Source organism: Pseudomonas sp. CC120222-01a, from assembly GCF_003097235.1.
GTDB lineage: Bacteria > Pseudomonadota > Gammaproteobacteria > Pseudomonadales > Pseudomonadaceae > Aquipseudomonas.
Map to the genome: position 1 here is coordinate 86793 of NZ_QEQQ01000017.1, position 16415 is coordinate 103207.

At 64.0% G+C, this 16415-nt stretch carries 15 protein-coding genes; 8 read left to right on the forward strand and 7 right to left on the reverse strand.

Annotation, left to right across the window (positions count from 1 at the left end):
* Window positions 1-60 precede the first annotated feature (60 nt).
* From N430_RS20565 to N430_RS20580, 4 genes are all read left to right on the forward strand, one after another.
* Window positions 61-987: an alpha/beta fold hydrolase gene (locus N430_RS20565; protein ID WP_110634879.1), complete on the forward strand. Its 927-nt coding sequence runs from the start codon at window positions 61-63 to the stop codon at window positions 985-987.
* Window positions 988-1050: 63 nt separating this feature from the next.
* A complete protein-coding gene (locus N430_RS20570) occupies window positions 1051-1470 on the forward strand; it encodes a VOC family protein (protein ID WP_110634882.1) in 420 nt (139 codons plus the stop codon).
* On the forward strand, window positions 1467-2246 hold the full coding sequence (locus N430_RS20575; RefSeq protein ID WP_110634885.1) for an alpha/beta fold hydrolase: 780 nt from the start codon (window positions 1467-1469) through the stop codon (window positions 2244-2246). The genes N430_RS20570 and N430_RS20575 overlap by 4 nt, the downstream gene beginning before the upstream one ends.
* A 189-nt stretch (window positions 2247-2435) precedes the next feature.
* Window positions 2436-4109 (forward strand): MFS transporter, encoded by a 1674-nt coding sequence (locus tag N430_RS20580; protein WP_110634888.1) that lies wholly within the window; start codon window positions 2436-2438, stop codon window positions 4107-4109.
* Between the two features lie 55 nt (window positions 4110-4164).
* Here N430_RS20580 and N430_RS20585 read toward each other — a convergent pair whose 3' ends face one another.
* Both N430_RS20585 and N430_RS20590 read right to left on the reverse strand, forming a co-directional pair.
* Window positions 4165-4734 (reverse strand): hypothetical protein, encoded by a 570-nt coding sequence (locus N430_RS20585; RefSeq protein WP_110634891.1) that lies wholly within the window; start codon window positions 4732-4734, stop codon window positions 4165-4167.
* Between the two features lie 74 nt (window positions 4735-4808).
* Window positions 4809-5195 (reverse strand): VOC family protein, encoded by a 387-nt coding sequence (locus N430_RS20590; protein ID WP_110634894.1) that lies wholly within the window; start codon window positions 5193-5195, stop codon window positions 4809-4811.
* A gap of 170 nt (window positions 5196-5365) precedes the next feature.
* Here N430_RS20590 and N430_RS20595 point away from each other — a divergent pair, with 170 nt between their 5' ends.
* Both N430_RS20595 and N430_RS20600 read left to right on the forward strand, forming a co-directional pair.
* Window positions 5366-5635 (forward strand): hypothetical protein, encoded by a 270-nt coding sequence (locus N430_RS20595; protein WP_110634897.1) that lies wholly within the window; start codon window positions 5366-5368, stop codon window positions 5633-5635.
* A gap of 261 nt (window positions 5636-5896) precedes the next feature.
* Window positions 5897-6802: a LysR family transcriptional regulator gene (locus tag N430_RS20600; RefSeq protein ID WP_110634900.1), complete on the forward strand. Its 906-nt coding sequence runs from the start codon at window positions 5897-5899 to the stop codon at window positions 6800-6802.
* 127 nt (window positions 6803-6929) lie between these two features.
* On the opposite strand, the gene N430_RS20605 is transcribed toward N430_RS20600, so the two are convergent.
* Both N430_RS20605 and N430_RS20610 read right to left on the reverse strand, forming a co-directional pair.
* Window positions 6930-7346, reverse strand: coding sequence for a RidA family protein (locus N430_RS20605; protein WP_014590706.1), 417 nt, complete (start codon window positions 7344-7346; stop codon window positions 6930-6932).
* The gene (locus N430_RS20610) at window positions 7346-8665 is read right to left on the reverse strand and encodes an NAD(P)/FAD-dependent oxidoreductase (protein ID WP_110634903.1); all 1320 of its coding nucleotides are present in this window, start codon (window positions 8663-8665) and stop codon (window positions 7346-7348) included. Before N430_RS20610 ends, N430_RS20605 begins: the two co-directional genes overlap by 1 nt.
* Window positions 8666-8958: 293 nt before the next feature.
* Here N430_RS20610 and N430_RS20615 point away from each other — a divergent pair, with 293 nt between their 5' ends.
* A complete protein-coding gene (locus N430_RS20615) occupies window positions 8959-9636 on the forward strand; it encodes a DUF1028 domain-containing protein (RefSeq protein ID WP_110634906.1) in 678 nt (225 codons plus the stop codon).
* Window positions 9629-10789, forward strand: coding sequence for an acetylornithine deacetylase (argE, locus tag N430_RS20620; RefSeq protein WP_110634909.1), 1161 nt, complete (start codon window positions 9629-9631; stop codon window positions 10787-10789). The genes N430_RS20615 and argE overlap by 8 nt, the downstream gene beginning before the upstream one ends.
* A gap of 52 nt (window positions 10790-10841) precedes the next feature.
* Here the strand turns inward: argE and N430_RS20625 are convergent, their stop codons facing one another.
* From N430_RS20625 to N430_RS20635, 3 genes are all read right to left on the reverse strand, one after another.
* Window positions 10842-12344, reverse strand: coding sequence for an amino acid permease (locus N430_RS20625; RefSeq protein ID WP_110634913.1), 1503 nt, complete (start codon window positions 12342-12344; stop codon window positions 10842-10844).
* A 114-nt stretch (window positions 12345-12458) separates the two neighbouring features.
* Complete coding sequence (locus N430_RS20630; protein ID WP_110634916.1) at window positions 12459-13727, reverse strand: carbohydrate porin; 1269 nt, start codon at window positions 13725-13727, stop codon at window positions 12459-12461.
* Between the two features lie 111 nt (window positions 13728-13838).
* On the reverse strand, window positions 13839-16256 hold the full coding sequence (locus N430_RS20635; RefSeq protein ID WP_110634919.1) for a glucose/quinate/shikimate family membrane-bound PQQ-dependent dehydrogenase: 2418 nt from the start codon (window positions 16254-16256) through the stop codon (window positions 13839-13841).
* Window positions 16257-16415: the final 159 nt, after the last annotated feature.

The window sequence follows — 16415 nt, forward strand, 5'->3', positions numbered from 1 at the left end:
CAGCGTGGGCAGGGGGACTGAGGGAAGGTGGGGAACGGCATGTTGTCAGGGAGAACTCCAATGCATTCGCTGTGCAGTCCCAAGGATCATTTGCTGGACCTCGATGGTATTGAAATTGCGGTACGCACCTGGGGGCCAGAAGACGGCATCCCGGTGCTGGCCTTGCATGGCTGGCTGGACAATGCGGCCTCGTTCGAGCGCCTGGGGCCATTGCTGGAAGGTTGCTTCGTGGTGGCCCCCGACCTGGTCGGCCATGGCCGTTCCGATCACCGCCGCCACGACAGTGGCTATTACCTCTGGGAGCATGCCGAGGACATGCTGGCGGTCACCGACAGCCTGGGCCTGTCCCAGTTTCACGTGCTTGCCCATGGCATGGGTACCGGCATCGCTTCGTTGCTGGCTGCCATGACCAGCGGCATCGCCAGCATGATCTTCCTCGATGGCATCGGCGCGCCGTTCACCGTGGCCGAGGATGATCGCGTGCAGCACCTGGCACGCGCCTATCGGCTGAAGAAGATGGTCCAGCGCAGCCGGCTGCAAGGTTTTGGCGAGCCCGATGGCAGCCGCTTCGACAATCTGGAAACCGCGCTCGAACAACGGCGCAAGCGCCTGGATGGCGAGTTGAGCGAGGATGCCGCCCGGCTGCTGGCCTTGCGCGACCTGCTGCAATTGGCCGACGGTTATTGTTGGCGTCACGACCCACGGCTGGTACTGCCCGAGCCCATGCCGCTGACCGAGCGAGAGGCGTGCGACCTGCTGCGGGAGATCCGCTGCCCGTTGTACCTGATGTTCGGCAGGCAGGGCGCATTCACCGGCAATGGTTTCGAACAGCGCCAGGCAGCGTTGCCGGGCCATGCCAAGGTGTCCTGGCACCCCGGTGGGCACCATTTCCATCTCGAGGCGCCGGACCGGGCGCTGGTCGATCAGATCCTGCGCATCCTTGCTCGCCATGAAGGGGGCCTGCTGCAGCGGCTGGTGAACGAATAGCGGGGGTGTGGCCAGCCTGCCGGCTCCTGCGCTAAGGTGACGAACACCGCAAGGAGAGCCTGCATGCGACCGTTCGCCATCAAGCACATCGACCACCTGGTGTTGCGGGTCAGTGACCTGCAACGCAGCGTGGCCTTCTACCGTGACCTGCTGGGCTGCACGGTCAGCCGTGAGCGCCCTGACCTGGGCATGGTCCACCTGGCGACCGGCACGGCGATGATTGACCTGGTGACACTCGACGGCCCGCTGGGTCGGCCCGGTGGTGCGGCACCGGGGGCCGAAGGGCGCAACCTGCACCACTTCTGCCTGCGCATCGAGCCGTTCGACGAACAGGCCCTGACGGCTTACCTGCAGGCGGCCGGGGTGGCGGTTGAGCCGGCAGAAAAACGTTATGGCGCCGAAGGCGAGGGACTGTCGCTGTACTGTTTCGATCCCGATGGCAATCAGGTCGAGCTCAAGGGTGCGGTCGAGGAGGCGGTATGACCCAGATCGAGGTGATCGAGCACTGGATCGATACGCCTGACGGCAAGCTGTTCGCCCAGGACTGGCACCCGCTGAACACCCAGGGCGTGCCAATCATGCTGCTGCACGACTCGCTGGGTTGCGTTGCCTTGTGGCGTGACTTCCCCGAACAGCTGGCCGCGGCGACCGGCCAACGGGTGATTGCCTATGACCGCCTGGGCTTCGGCCGCTCCGCTGCGCACCCAGGCCGGTTGCGCCGTGGCTTTGTCGAGGCCGAGGCCGAGCAGGGCTTTGCGGCACTGTTGCGGCAGCTGGACATTGGCGACTTCATCGTCTTTGGCCACAGCGTCGGTGGCGGCATGGCCGTCGGCTGCGCTGCGGCCCATGGCAAGCATTGCCGAGGTCTGATCATCGAGTCGGCCCAGGCCTTTGTCGAGGACCGTACCTTGCAGGGCATCCGCGATGCCGACCGCCAGTTCGCCGAGCCGGGGCAACTGCAGCGCCTGGCGCGCTATCACGGCGACAAGGCCGAGTGGGTGTTGCGCGCCTGGGTGGACACCTGGCTGGGTGACGCCTTCGCCGACTGGAACCTGGATCCGTTGCTGGCGCAGGTGCAGTGCCCGCTGCTCAGCCTGCATGGCGACCAGGACGAATTCGGCTCGCCAGCGCATCCCCGGCGCTTTACCGCGCTGGCTGCCGGGCCGAGCGTGATGCGCTTGTTGCCGGGCTGCGGGCATGTGCCGCACCGGGAACAGGCTGAAATCGTGCTGGCCGAGGTGCAGCGGTTTCTGGCGTGATGGCATCTGGCGATGCTGGCAAGTGGATATTGCGGCAAAGCCGATTATGCTTCAGTTACCTTGCTGCGATCCGAGGCAGCTGACCTCGTCGTGCTTCGCGCAACCAATGCTAGCCCTAGGGCCTGGGTGCGACGGTGAAATGGGTGTGAGGTACTCCGGCCTTCGATAACGACAAGACGGAGGCAACCCATGGCGGTTCTCGACAGCGCTTCCACGGGCAGTAGCGCGCCCCAACGGGGCATCACCAAGGAGGAGCGCAAGGTCATCTTCGCCTCCTCGCTGGGCACCGTGTTCGAATGGTACGACTTCTACCTGTACGGCTCGCTGGCAGCGATCATCGCCAAGCATTTCTTCGCCGGCGTCAATGAAACCACCTCGTTCATCTTCGCCTTGCTGGCCTTTGCTGCCGGCTTTGCCGTGCGGCCGTTCGGGGCCATTGTGTTCGGCCGCCTGGGCGACATGATCGGGCGCAAGTACACTTTCCTCATCACCATCGTCATCATGGGCCTGTCCACCGCAGTGGTGGGGCTGTTACCCAGCTACGCGGCGATTGGCGTAGCGGCGCCGATCATCCTGATCACCCTGCGTCTGCTCCAGGGCCTGGCGCTGGGCGGCGAGTATGGCGGTGCAGCCACCTATGTGGCCGAGCACGCGCCCAAGGGCCGGCGCGGCTTCTTCACGGCGTGGATCCAGACCACTGCCACGCTCGGTCTGTTTCTTTCGCTGCTGGTGATCCTGGCCTGCCGTACCGTGATGGGTACCGAGGTGTTCGAGGCCTGGGGCTGGCGGGTTCCGTTCCTGCTGTCGATCCTGCTGCTGGCGATTTCGGTGTATATCCGCATGCAGCTCAACGAGTCGCCGGTGTTCATGAAGATGAAGGCCGAAGGCAAGGCGTGCAAGGCGCCACTGACCGAGTCGTTCGCCCGCTGGGACAACCTCAAGGTGGTGATCATGTCGCTGCTCGGCGGCACTGCCGGGCAGGCGGTGGTGTGGTACACCGGGCAGTTCTATGCGCTGTTCTTCCTGCTGCAGATGCTCAAGATCGACCCGCAGACCGCCAACCTGCTGATCGCCGGTTCCTTGCTGATCGGCACGCCGTTCTTCATCTTCTTCGGCAGCCTGTCAGACCGCATTGGCCGCAAGAAGATCGTCATGGCCGGCTGCATCATCGCCGCGCTGACCTACTTCCCGATCTTCAAGGCGCTGACTGAGTACGGCAACCCGGACGTGTTCGTCGCCCAGGAGCAGAACCCGGTGGTAGTGGTCGCCGACCCGGGCCAGTGCGCGTTCCAGTTCGACCCGGTGGGCAAGGCCAGATTCACCAGTTCCTGCGACATCGCCAAGAGCCTGCTGGCCAAACGTGCGATTCCTTACACCAACCAGGCAGCCGAGCCTAGCAGCGTGGCACAGGTACGTATCGGTGAACGGGTGATCCCGAGCTTTGACGGCAGCAGCCTGGCAGCCGCCGACCTGAAAACCCAGAGCGATGCCTTCACCGCGACCATGGGCGGCGCCTTGAAAGAGGCGGGTTACCCGGAAAAGGCCGACCCGGCGAAGATCCACTACCCGATGGTGCTGTTGCTGCTGACCATTCTGGTGATCTACGTGACCATGGTCTACGGGCCGATCGCCGCCTGGCTGGTTGAACTGTTCCCGGCGCGGATTCGCTACACCTCGATGTCGCTGCCGTACCACATCGGCAACGGCTGGTTCGGTGGCTTCCTGCCGACGGTGGCGTTCGCCATGGTGGCGGCGACCGGGGACATCTATTACGGGCTGTGGTACCCGATCGTGATTGCGGTGATGACGGCGGTATTAGGGATCTTCTTCCTGCCCGAAACCAAGGACCGGGATATCAGTTAGGCAGGTCTGGCCTCTTCGCGGGGCAAGCCCGCGAAGAGGCCGGCACAGGCAAAGTTCAGTCGAAATACCCCCGCAAGGTAAAGGCATATCCGGTATCCACGCCCTTGGCCTCACCCCGGTTCCAGCGCTTCTTCAGCACGAACTCGAATGCCGGTTCGTACAACCCATCCCTGATCAGCGCCCCCGCCAGCACCTCGACGTCATACCAGCCATTGTCCAGTTCGATGATCGGCCGCCCCGGCACCTGATAGCGCGCAATCAGGTCACCCAGCGTCTTGTTGGTGAAGTGCTGCAGGATGCGCCAGGTATACAGCATCACCGTGCGGTTCTCGACCTGCAGCACATAGCCGTTGCGCCGGTGCTTGAGGCGGCTGCCAGGTTCGAGCAGGGCCGGTGTGTAGCCATCGAGGGTGAACAGGATGTGGTAGGGCAGGTTGTCGACCCCCGCCAGCGGTACCACCACGCCCTCGGCCACGGCCTTGTCGCCGCTGTCATTGCTGGTGAACTCGCGGGCCAGGTCGTCGGACAGGTGGTTTTCGTGTTTGAAACGGTCGAGCAGCTGGATATCACCCAGCAGGAAATAGTCGACCAGGTCGTTGAGCACTTCGCTGAATTCGTGGCGCATCTGTTTTCCTTGTTGTGGCGCACGGGATACAGCTGCAATGTAGCCAATGGCAGCATCGGCTGCCATGGGCATGCTCAGTGTTTCTGGGCGATCTGGATCAGGTTGCCGCAGGTGTCGTCGAACAGGGCGACGGTGACCGGGCCGAGGCGCGTGGGCGCCTTGATGAACACGACGCCGGCTTTGCACAGGCGGGCGTACTCGGCCTGGATGTCACGCACGCCGAACGACGTGGCGGGGATGCCGTCTTCCCTCAGCGCGGCCTTGTAGACCTTGGCCGCCGGATGCACGTCGGGCTCCAGCAGCAGTTCGACGCCGTCGGGGTCGCTGGGCGAGGTGAGCGTCAGCCAGCGGTGCTGGCCCATTGGGATATCGTGTTTGGGCATGAAGCCGAGCACGTAGTGGTAGAAAGCCAGGGCCTTGGCCTGGTCGTCGACGAGGATGCTGGTGACAACGATCTTCATAGGCGCACACCGTATCTTCGGGTCGTTACCTACCAGTAAAGACGGCTCTGGCTCAATTCACCAGCGAGCTTTGACCCTGCTCCTGTGCGTTGCTTCATTTCCAGATGGGGACATGGTCCGCACGGCAATAGCCTTGGCGAGCAACCCCATCTTGGTAAGGAGTGATGCGCATGAAATTCAGGGTAATGGTTGTACTTCTGATCGCTGCCACTGCCGCTGGCGCGCAAGCACAAGAGCAGTTGAATACAAATGAGGGCTGCAGCCCGATTGACGACTTGAAGACAATCCAGGCGGATGCCGTCGATGGCGGAGATGTTGATGCGACGAGAAAACTATCCCGAAAGAAACGCGGCGTTGCCCCGGTTGTGGGCATGCTGTGCGAGCACGGGTACAAATTAATTGGCGATGATTGTGTAGTCGCTGATATACCGTTTGACTGAGGATGATCAGTAAATGGCTTACAGCCCTCGGCACGTAGGTGTGCAGTTCTGAGGCGACAGCCTTGTGTCGACTGAAACGTCCCGGTCGCTGGGAAGCCGGCAACTGGGGCATTGCAGGTTACAGCCAGCCCTGCAATGCAGGAAAACTATGTTCAAGCCTTAGGCAAATCCTTCATCACCCGGCAACCCGCTGAATCAGGCCACAAGGTAAAGTGACAGGAAAATTCCAAGGCGCCCGTAAACGGCGCCAACGAGGTGCCCGTGGCTTCCTACACCCTGCGACAACTCAAATACTTCGTCACCACCGTCGAGGCCGGCAGCGTCGCCGAGGCCTCGCGGCAGCTGTACATCGCCCAGCCGTCGATCTCCACGGCGATCAAGAGCCTGGAAGAAAGTTTCGGTGTGCAGCTGTTCATCCGCCACCACGCCCAGGGCGTGTCGCTGACTCCCAGCGGCAAGCGTTTCTATGCCAAGACCAAGTCGCTGCTGCAGATGGCCCACGAATTCGAGCAGAACGCCCTGGCGGACAACGACACGGTGGCCGGGCAGATCGACATCGGTTGCTTCGAAACCGTGGCGCCGCTGTACCTGCCGCGGTTGATCGCCGGTTTTCGCGAACGCTACCCAGGCGTGGACATCCGCTTGCGCGATGGTGAGCAGCAGGACCTGATCCAAGGCCTGACCGCGGGGACCTTCGATCTGGCGTTTCTCTATGATCACGACCTGGACGGCACCATCGAGGCCGAACCCTTGATGCCTGCGCAGAAGCCTTATGTGTTGTTGCCCGAGAAGCACCGGTTTGCCGGCCAGGCCCAGGTGTCGCTGCGTGATCTGTGCCCGGAGCCGATGATCTTGCTGGACGTGGCGCCGAGCCGGACCTATTTCGTCAGCCTGTTCAATGAAATGGGCCTGACGCCGAACATCGTCTTCAGTTCGCCGTCGATCGAGATGGTGCGCGGGATGGTGGGGCAGGGCTTCGGGTTTTCACTGCTGGTGACCCGGCCGCATTCGGAATGCACCTATGACGGGCAGAAGCTGGTGACGATCGACATCGCCGAGCCGGTGGCGTTGTCGGGGTTGGCGGCGGCGCACCTGAAGCGGGTGCAGCTGACCAAGCCCGCGCAGTTGTTCGTCGAATTCTGCCGCGAAGAACTGGCCAAGTTCTGAATATCTGGGGGCGCTTTGCGCCCCTTTCGCGACACAAGGCCGCTCCTACAAGGGAACACACATTTCCTGTAGGAGCGGCCTTGTGTCGCGAAAGGGCCGCGAAGCGGCCCCAGCTATCTCAAATGGATCACTGCTGATCCGGCACCACCGCAATCACGTCGATTTCCATCAGCCACTCGGCCTGGGCCAAGCCGGCCACCACCAGCCCGGTGGAGATCGGGAACACACCCTTCAGCCACTTGCCGACTTCCTTGTACACCGGCTCGCGGAAGCGCGGGTCGGTGATGTAGGTGGTGGTCTTGACGATGTGCGACAGGTCGGAACCCGCTTCTTCAAGCAGCTGCTTGACGTTCTTCATCGCCTGCTCGGTCTGCGCCCGAGGGTCGCCCAGGCCCACCAGCTTGCCTTCGAAGTCGGTGCCGACCTGGCCGCGCACGTAGATGGTGTTACCGGCCCGCACGGCCTGGCACAGGTCGTTGTCCAGGGTCTGGTTGGGGTAGGTTTCCTTGGTGTTGAACATGCGGATGCGAGTATGGGTAGGCATCAGTGGGCTCCGAAGGTGCTGACGTTGCTGATCGAGTGGTCTTGTTGCTCATCCGCGTCGCGCTGCTCGCGGTCGCGGTAGGCCAGGTAAGTGCGTTGCGTGGCGATGTGGCCGGCGACGTGCTTGGCGTCGTGCCACACGCCCCAGATGAACGACGAGCCACGGCGCGACAGCCAGGGCAGGCCGAGGAAGTACACGCCCGGCTCGCGGGCGACGCCGCGCTGGTGCTGGGGCTTGCCGTTGGCGTCGAAGGTGTCGACCTGCAGCCAGCTGAAGTCCACGCCGTAGCCGGTGGCCCAGATGATGCTGGTAACGCCGGCCTGGGCCAGGTCCAGTTGCTGCAGCGGGTTGACCATGCACTCCGGGTCAGCCAGGCGCTTGCGCGCCTCGGGCTCTTCCGGCAGGTCCAGGCCGTTGCGCTCGATGTAGGCATCGGCGGCATCCAGCAAAGCCAGGTAGTTCTCGTCGCCGCGGTTGATGTTGTCGACCAGGTTGTCCTGGAAGCGTGCCACGCCGTTTTCGAACGACTGGGTCAGGCCGACCAGGGTCATGCCCTGATGGGCGAGGGCGCGGAAGTCCACGGTGTGGCCGCCACGGGCGCCGCTGACGGCGATGGTCACGTGCTCGCGGCCGGGCTTGGCGATTTCCGCGTCCCACTCGCCCAGCACGCCCAGCCACCAGCAGAAGTCGCGGTTGCGGTAGGCCCGTGGCGGGCGGTCGTGGGCGCCGACCGACAGGTACACCTGGCGCCCGGCACGCATCAGCTCTTCGGCGATCTGCACACCGGAGGAACCGGCGCCTACCACCAGCACGGCGCCTTCAGGCAGCTGCTCGGGGTTGAAGTAGGCGGCGGAGTGGATCTGGTGCAGGTTGGCATCTTTCGGTGCGATGGCCGGGATGACCGGTTTCTGGAACGGGCCGGTGGCAGCCACCACGCGGTTGGCGCGGATCACGCCTTCGTTGGTCTCGATGGTGAAGCCGGGGCGGTCGGCGTTGCGTACCACCTTCTTCACTTCGATGCCGGTGCGTACCGGCAGGTTGTACTTGCGTACGTACTGCTCGAAGTAGTCGGCGACCTGGTCCTTGCCAGCGAAGGCGTCGGCGTCGAGGTTGAATTCCAGCCCCGGGAAGCGGTCGTGCCAGACCGGGCCGTTGGCCACCAGCGAATCCCAGCGGCCGGTGCGCCAGGCCTCGGCGATGCGCTTGCGCTCCAGCACCAGGTGCGGCACGCCAAGCTTGCTCAGGTGTTCGCTCATGGCCACGCCGGCCTGGCCGGCGCCAACCACGAGGGTGTCGATTTCGATGTTGTTCAGTGTCATGTCCGAGCCCTTGTTCAGGCGGTTTTTGTCAGGTCGGTTTGGAGGACCGCCGTTGCCTGGGGCCAGACTAGGGATGCCTGGAAAATCGCGAAAATAGTATTTAGCTGGGGCTTGCCGATAAAACGGCGAAGGCCCCGATTTGCCTGGGCTTGGCTGGGGTTTTAAGGGCTGTTCGACCGGTATTGGCCGGCCTTAGTTTTTTCCTGTTCAAGGCACAGGAAAATGTTGGTTTCGTGGCCCTGAAGCTTGCGCCCAGAATGCTGGGCATCGCACAGAACAACAGGAGTTCCACCATGACCTTCTCCATCATCGGTCGCTGCCAGGAAACCGGCCAGGTCGGTATTGCCATCAGCTCTTCGAGCATCGCCGTGGGCGCCCGTTGCCCGTGGGTTCGTGCCGGCGTCGGCGCCGTGTCGACCCAGAACATCACCCTGCCGGCACTCGGCCCGCAAATCCTCGATGCCCTGGAGCAGGGCCAGTTGCCGCCTGCCGCCGCGCTGGACCGGGTGCTCAGCGCCAATGGCTGGAGCGAGTATCGCCAGGTCACGGTGATCGACAGCCAAGGCCAGGTGGCGCTGTTCACCGGCAAGGAGGCGCTGGGCGTGCATAACGCCGTCACGGGCGAGCAGTGCGCGGCCGCGGGCAACCTGTTGTCCTCGCTGCAGGTGATCGAAGCCATGGTGCAGGCCTTCGAACAGGCCGGTGGGCATCTGGCTGACCGCCTGCTGGCGGCCATGCACGCCGCGATGGCGGCGGGTGGTGAAGCCGGCCCGGTGCATTCCGCGGCGCTGAAGATCGCCGGCGAGCTGACCTGGCCGCTGGTGGACCTGCGTGTGGACTGGGCTGACGAGGACCCGATCGGCGTGCTCGATGGCCTGTGGCAGGCGTACCGGCCACAGATGCAGGACTATGTTACCCGCGCCCTCGATCCGACTGCCGCTCCCAGCTACGGGGTGCCGGGCGATGAGTGAATTCAGCAGTCGCGCCTTGCTGGAGCGGCTGATCGGCTTTGCCACGGTCAGCCGCGACTCCAACCTCGAGTTGATCGGTTTCATCCGCGACTACCTGGCCGGGCTTGGCGTGGAGTGCGAGCTGTTCCACAACCCGGAAGGCAGCAAGGCCAACCTGTTCGCCACCATCGGCCCCAAGGATATCGGCGGTGTGGTGCTGTCCGGGCACACCGACGTAGTGCCGGTGGACGGCCAGGCCTGGACGCTGCCGGCCTTCGCCCTGACCGAGCGCGACGGGCGCCTGTATGGCCGCGGCGCGGCTGACATGAAGGGCTTCATCGCCTCGGTGCTGGCTGCCGTGCCGGCATTCCTGGCGCAACCGCTGCGCATGCCGGTGCACCTGGCGTTCTCCTATGACGAGGAAGTCGGCTGCCTGGGCGTGCGCTCGATGCTGGCCGCACTGGAACAACGCCCGCACAAGCCGCGCCTGTGCCTGATCGGTGAGCCTACTGAGCTGAAGCCGGTGCTGGGCCACAAGGGCAAGCTGGCGATGCGTTGCGAAGTGCACGGCGCGGCGTGCCACTCGGCGTACGCACCTTACGGGGTGAATGCCATCGAGTACGCTGCCAAGCTGATCGGCAAGCTGGGCGAGATCGGTGACGCGCTGGCGCTGCCGGCCCACCACGACGAACGCTTCGACCCGCCGTTTTCCACGGTGCAGACCGGGGTCATCAAAGGGGGCAGGGCGCTGAACATCGTGCCGGAGGAATGTGCGTTCGATTTCGAGGTGCGCGCGCTGCCGGGGTTCGAGGCGCAGGCGGTGGCCGACCAGCTGCAGACCTACGCCGAGGCCGAGTTGCTGCCACGCATGCGCAAGGTCAATGCGGGCAGTGCGATTCGCCTGCAACCGTTGAGTGCGTACCCGGGGCTGGCCACGCCAGCCGACAGTGAGGCCGCGCGCCTGGTGGCATTGCTCAGTGGTTCGGATGATTTCGGCACCGTGGCGTTCGGCACCGAGGGCGGCCTGTTCGACCAGGCCGGTATTCCCACCGTGGTGTGCGGGCCGGGCAGCATGGACCAGGGGCACAAGCCGGACGAGTTTGTCAGCGTCGAACAGATGCAGGGTTGTGATGCGATGTTGCTGAGGTTGGTGGATTACCTGAGGCAGGAATAATGGTGTTGGCTTCTTCGCGGGCGCGCCCGCGAAGAGGCCACAGGCTTGATAATCAGATCTCAATCGCCCCACTGACCAACCCATACACCGCAATCACGGCCCCCAGCACCACCACAGCAAACACAACTCGCTCGAAACCATTGAACACCTGCCGCTGCTGCTCCATCCTCGCCTTGAAATACAGCACTGTCCCCGGCCCATAGATCACGGCCGATAGCAGCAGATATTTCATCCCTCCCGCCCACACCATCAATACCGCATAGGCCGTCGCCAGCAAGGCGATCAGCAGATCCTTGCCACGCTCTCGGGCGTCGTTTTCATAGGTCTCGCGGCTGGATGCCAGCTTCAATGCATAGGCTGCCACCAACAGGTACGGGATCAGCGTCAGCGAACTGGTCAACTCCAGCGCCAAGGTGAAGGCGTACTCGGTGAACCAGGTCAGCAACAGGAACAACTGCACGAACAGCGTGGTCAGCCACAGCGCTGCCGAGGGCACCTTGTGCGGGTTCTCATGGGTGAGGAAGGCCGGCATGGCCTGGTCATGAGCAGCGCTGTACAGCACCTCGGCGGCGAGCAATGTCCACGAAAGGTAAGCGCCGAGCACCGAGACGATCAGCCCGATGCTGATGAAGATCGCCCCCCAACGCCCGACAATGGCCTCCAGCACGCCGGCCATCGACGGTTGGCGCAAGCCGGCAAGCTCCGGGCGCAGCATCACGCCGTAGCTGAGCAGGGTGATCAGCACCAGCAGGCACAGCACGCCGATGAAGCCGAGCACCGTGGCGATGCCGACGTCACGCCGATTGCGTGCATAGCGCGAATAGACGCTGGCGCCTTCGATGCCGAGAAACACGAACACGGTGACCAGCATGGTGCTGCGCACCTGCTCGAACAGGGATTCGGTCGGTGGCAGCATCTCGGCGGCGGCATGCCCGACCCGGCCATAGTCGTCCAGGTGGGCCAGATCGGCGGCTGGGCCAGCTGCGGCGGTACCCCAGAAGTTCAGCGAAAACAGCTCGCTGTCGAAGGCGGCAACGATCACTACGATGAACACCAGGATCGGGATCATCTTCGCCACCGTGGCGATGGTGTTGATCGCGGCGGCCTGCTGTACCCCGCGCAGCACCAGGAAGTGGAAGGCCCACAGCAGCACCGAGGAAACCGCGATGGCGGCCACCGTGTTGCCTTCGCCGAACACCGGGAAGAAGGCGCCGAGGGTGGATTTGATGAGGATGAAGTAGGAGACGTTGCCAATGCAGGTGCCGGCCCAGAAGCCGAATGCCGAGGCAAAACCCAGGTAGCTGCCGAAGCCGGCGCTGGCGTAGGCGTAGATCCCGGAGTCGAGGTCGGGGCGGCGGCGGGCGAGGGTCTGGAACACGAAGGCCAGCATGAGCATGCCGAAGCCGGCGATGCACCAGGCGATGATCGCGCCCAGGCCGCCAGTGGCGCGGCCGAAGGTGGCCGGGAGGGAGAAGATGCCGGCACCGACCATCGAGCCGACGACCAGGGCGGTGAGCGCCCAGACGTTGAGTTTGCCTTCCGTTGCGGTGGTCATCGGGCTTGCTCTCCCTTGCGCTGAAGGGTTGAGTAAAGACCGAGGCTAGACGGTGTGCCAGGCGATTGTGTTGCCGAACCGCCGGGAAGGGGCCGCAGCGCGGCCCCCGGCAGTTTAGAAGGTTGCCTTGACCTGCAGGCCGAAGACCAGCGCGTTGTCGATGTCCTTCCCGGAGAACGCCCCTGGCTCGATGATGTACTGCACATCCGGGCGCAGGTTCAGCCACGGCGTGGCCTGGTAGCCATAGCTCAGTTCGACCAACTGCTCGGCATTGTCGATGTTGGGGAACTGCTGCCCGGCATTGAATGCGGCGTCTTCCAGCACATCGCGGCTACGTGGGTTCGGCACGGCGCGGCCATAGCCCAGGGCCACGGTATCGCGCGGGCGGCCTTCGAACGGCTTGTACAGCACCACCCCGGCGCCATACCACTTGGTGAACGGCGAGGCGGCCTCGCTCGCTGCCGAGTACTGGCCGAAGGCGTGCAGGCTGCGGCCCGGCGAGCCGGCGTCGTTCCACACGGCCTGGTCGACCAGCAGGTAGTGGCCACCGCGACCGGACACTTCCTTGCTGCTGTCGACGCGCTTCACGTCGGAGCTGTCGTAGTAGTAACCCAGCTTGTACTCGCCCGGCAGTTCGCCCTGCAGCTTGTACACCAGTTCCACAGGCACCACGGTGCCGGTGGTGTGCTTGGGCCCCAGGTGCCAGGCGCGGCTGGAGTTGCCGTTGCTTTCCGGGTCGACGTTGAATGCTGCCACGCGCAGCTGCCAGGACGGCGACAGGTCGTACTTCACGCGCACGCCGAGGTGGGCGTTGGGGTAGTTGGTCCAGCCGCTGCCGCCGGACATGTTCAGCGGGTGGCCGCAGAAGCCGGCGTTCATGAAGTTGCACAGGATGCCGCTGTCGAGGCCGCCGAGGTCGTTGCCCATGGCCATGTAGCCGAGCTTGACGTTGAGCGCCGGGGTGAACAGGGTGCGCTCGTAGCTCAGTTCGGTCAGGCGGGTGTACAGGCCACCGTAGTTTTCCTGGATCGGCAGGCGGTTGCCGACCAGGTCTTCCGAGGCGCTGTTGCCGCGGCGGTCGTTGATGGTCAGCTGGACCTTGCCGCCGTTTTCCAGGCCGTACAGTTTCGACAGGTCGAACTGTGCGCCGAGCTTGATGTTCTGCGAATAGCGCGCCGAGCGGTGCAGACCGCCGTGGGCGTTGTACGCGGTTTCACCGCTGTAGTCGCCGGTGATCTTGACGCCGTCTTCTTCGAGCTGGTGACGCAGGCCGCCCCAGTCACCGGTCATGGTGCTGCGGTTGAGCAGGTCGCCGTCGGCCAGGGCGGTGGTGCTGGCCAGGGCCAGAAGCAGGGTTGGGGTGATGCGGATTGCGGATGGCATTGCTGTGTCTCGTGTTGTTTTCGGGGGGCCATTCGCGAACAAGCCCGCTCTCATCAGGATCAGCAGAGAACCTGTGGGAGCGGGCTTGCCCGCGAATGCAGCGACGCGGTCTTACGGCAGGGCGTAAGAAATCACGTAGTCGCCACGATCAGTCGACTGGCGCGCACCGCCAGCGGTGATCACCACGTACTGTTTGCCGGTCTTCGGCGAAACGTAGGTCATCGGGCCACCCTGGCTGCCGACAGGCAGGCGGGCTTTCCAGATTTCGTTACCGTTGCTGCTGTCGTAGGCGCGCAGGTAGAAGTCCTGGGTGCCGGCGATGAACACCAGGCCGCCTTGGGTCGACAGGGTGCCGCCGAGGGTCGGCAGGCCGATCTTGATCGGCAGGTGCATGCGGATGCCCAGGGGGCCGGTGTCTTCCACGGTACCGACCGGTACCTGCCAGGCGATCTGGCGGGTCTTCATGTCGATGGCGGTCAGGGTGCCGAATGGCGGCGCCTGGCACGGGATGCCGGCAACCGACAGGAAGCGGTTCTTGTTCACTGCGTACGGGGTGCCCTTGAGCGGTACAGCGCCCATGCCGGTGTTAAGTGCTTCACCGCCGGAGGCTGCGTCACCCTTGTTCTGCGATGGGATCATCTGGATCCACAGGCCCAGGCGCATGTCGTTGACGAAGATGAAGCCATGCACCGGGTCGGTGGAGAGGCTGCCCCAGTTCATGCCACCCAGCGAACCCGGGAAGCTCAGCGACAGGTCGGTACCCGGCGCGGTGTACAGGCCGTCGTAGCGCATCTTCTTGAAGTCGATACGGCACAGCAGTTGGTCGTACGGCGTGGCACCCCACATGTCTGATTCGCTCAGGGTCTGCGCGCCGATCTGCGGCATGCCTACCGATTTGGGCTGGGTCGGGGAGTACGGCTCGTTGGGGATGTTGCTTGGCTTGACCGGCACTTCGTCGACCTGGGTCAGCGGTTTGCCGGTGGCGCGGTCGAGCACGTAGATCTGCCCGGCCTTGGTACCGATCACCACGGCAGGCACGGACTTGCCGTCGTCCTTGGTGAAGTCGATCAGGCTTGGCTGCATCGGCAGGTCGAAGTCCCAGAGGTCGTTGTGCACGGTCTGGAAGACCCACTTCTGGTTACCGGTGGTGGCGTCCAGGGCCAGCACGGAAGCACCGTAGGTGTGGTCCAGCTTGCTGCGTTCAACGCCATAGATGTCGGTGGACGACGAGCCCATTGGCAGGAACACGGTGTTCATTGCCGGGTCGTAGGACATCGGTGCCCAGCTGTTCGGAGTGCTGCGCACGTAGGTGTTGTCACCTTCCGGCGCCTTGCGGTCTTCCGGGTTGCCCGGGTCGAAGGCCCAGCGCATTTCACCGGTGATCACGTCGAAACCACGGATCACGCCGCCTGGCATGTCGGTCTGGACGTTGTCGGCGACGCGGCCGCCAACCACCACGGTGGTACCGGCCATCAGCGGTGCGGAGGACAGCTGGTAGTAGGAGTCCGGCACGTTACCCAGGCCGGCCATCAGGTTGACCTGGCCGTTGTTGCCGAAGCCCTGGCAGAACTGGCCGTTGTCGGCGTCAACAGCGATCAGGCGACCGTCGATGGTGTTGGTCAGCAGGCGACGCTGGCAATTGGCACCGGCTGCGACGCTGCCGCCGGTGATTGGCGAGCTGTTCGGCTGGGTCGGCTGGGCGATCGCGGCGGTGGCGTCGAAGTAGGCCATGCCACGGCAACGCTGCCAGACCTTGGACTGGGCGTTGATTTCGTTCTTCCACAGCTCTTTGCCGGTGTCGGCATCGAGGGCGATCAGGTTGTTGTGCGGGGTGCAGATGAACACCTTGTTGCCGATCTGCAGCGGGCTCAGCTGGTCTTCGGCACCGTTGCCGTCGCTGATGGCGACGTCACCGGTGTGGTAGGTCCAGGCCACCTTGAGCTTGTTGACGTTGTCGCGGTTGATCTGGTCCAGCGCGGCGAAGCGGCTGCCACCTTCGGTGTTGCCGTAGTGGGCCCAGTCCTTCTGCTCCTTGCCGGCTTCGACCGGGGTCATGCCCGGGCCTTTGCCGGTGGGAGCAACACTTGGGTGGGCGACGAACATGTTGCCGGCAGCGATCACCAGCACCACGGCCAGCACGCCGGCGATGCCGTAGGCACCACGGCCGGCGCTGGCGCCATTGGCACGGGCGAGCATCGGGTAGACCAGCGCCACCACCATGCCGATCGCGCCGAACATGAACAGGCGCGAGAACAGTGGCCAGAACACCAGGCCGGCGTCGACCAGTGCCCAGATCGCGGTACCGACCAGGAACGCCGCGTACAGCCAGGCGCCGGCCTGCTTGCGGCGAGCGATGAGAATACCGGCGATGGCCATGGCCAGGCCACCGATCAGGAAGTACCAGGAACCGCCCAGGCCGGCGAGCTTGATGCCGCCAGCAGCCAGGAGCAGGCCGAGCAGGGCGACGATCACGCCCAAGCCGACCAGGATGATGTTTGTGGCGCCAGAGGCGCGCGGTGTTTCGTTCATGCCAGGGATCTCAGCAGGTGGAATGTGCGCAGTTTAAGCCCTTAGCTTGCTAATTAACAAGTTGGTACATAATTTCATGGGGCTGATTGTCGCAGGGCTGAACTTGCGAAGATGTGGCTAAAAGCTTAGATCAGGCATTCAAAATTGCATTAAACGCGG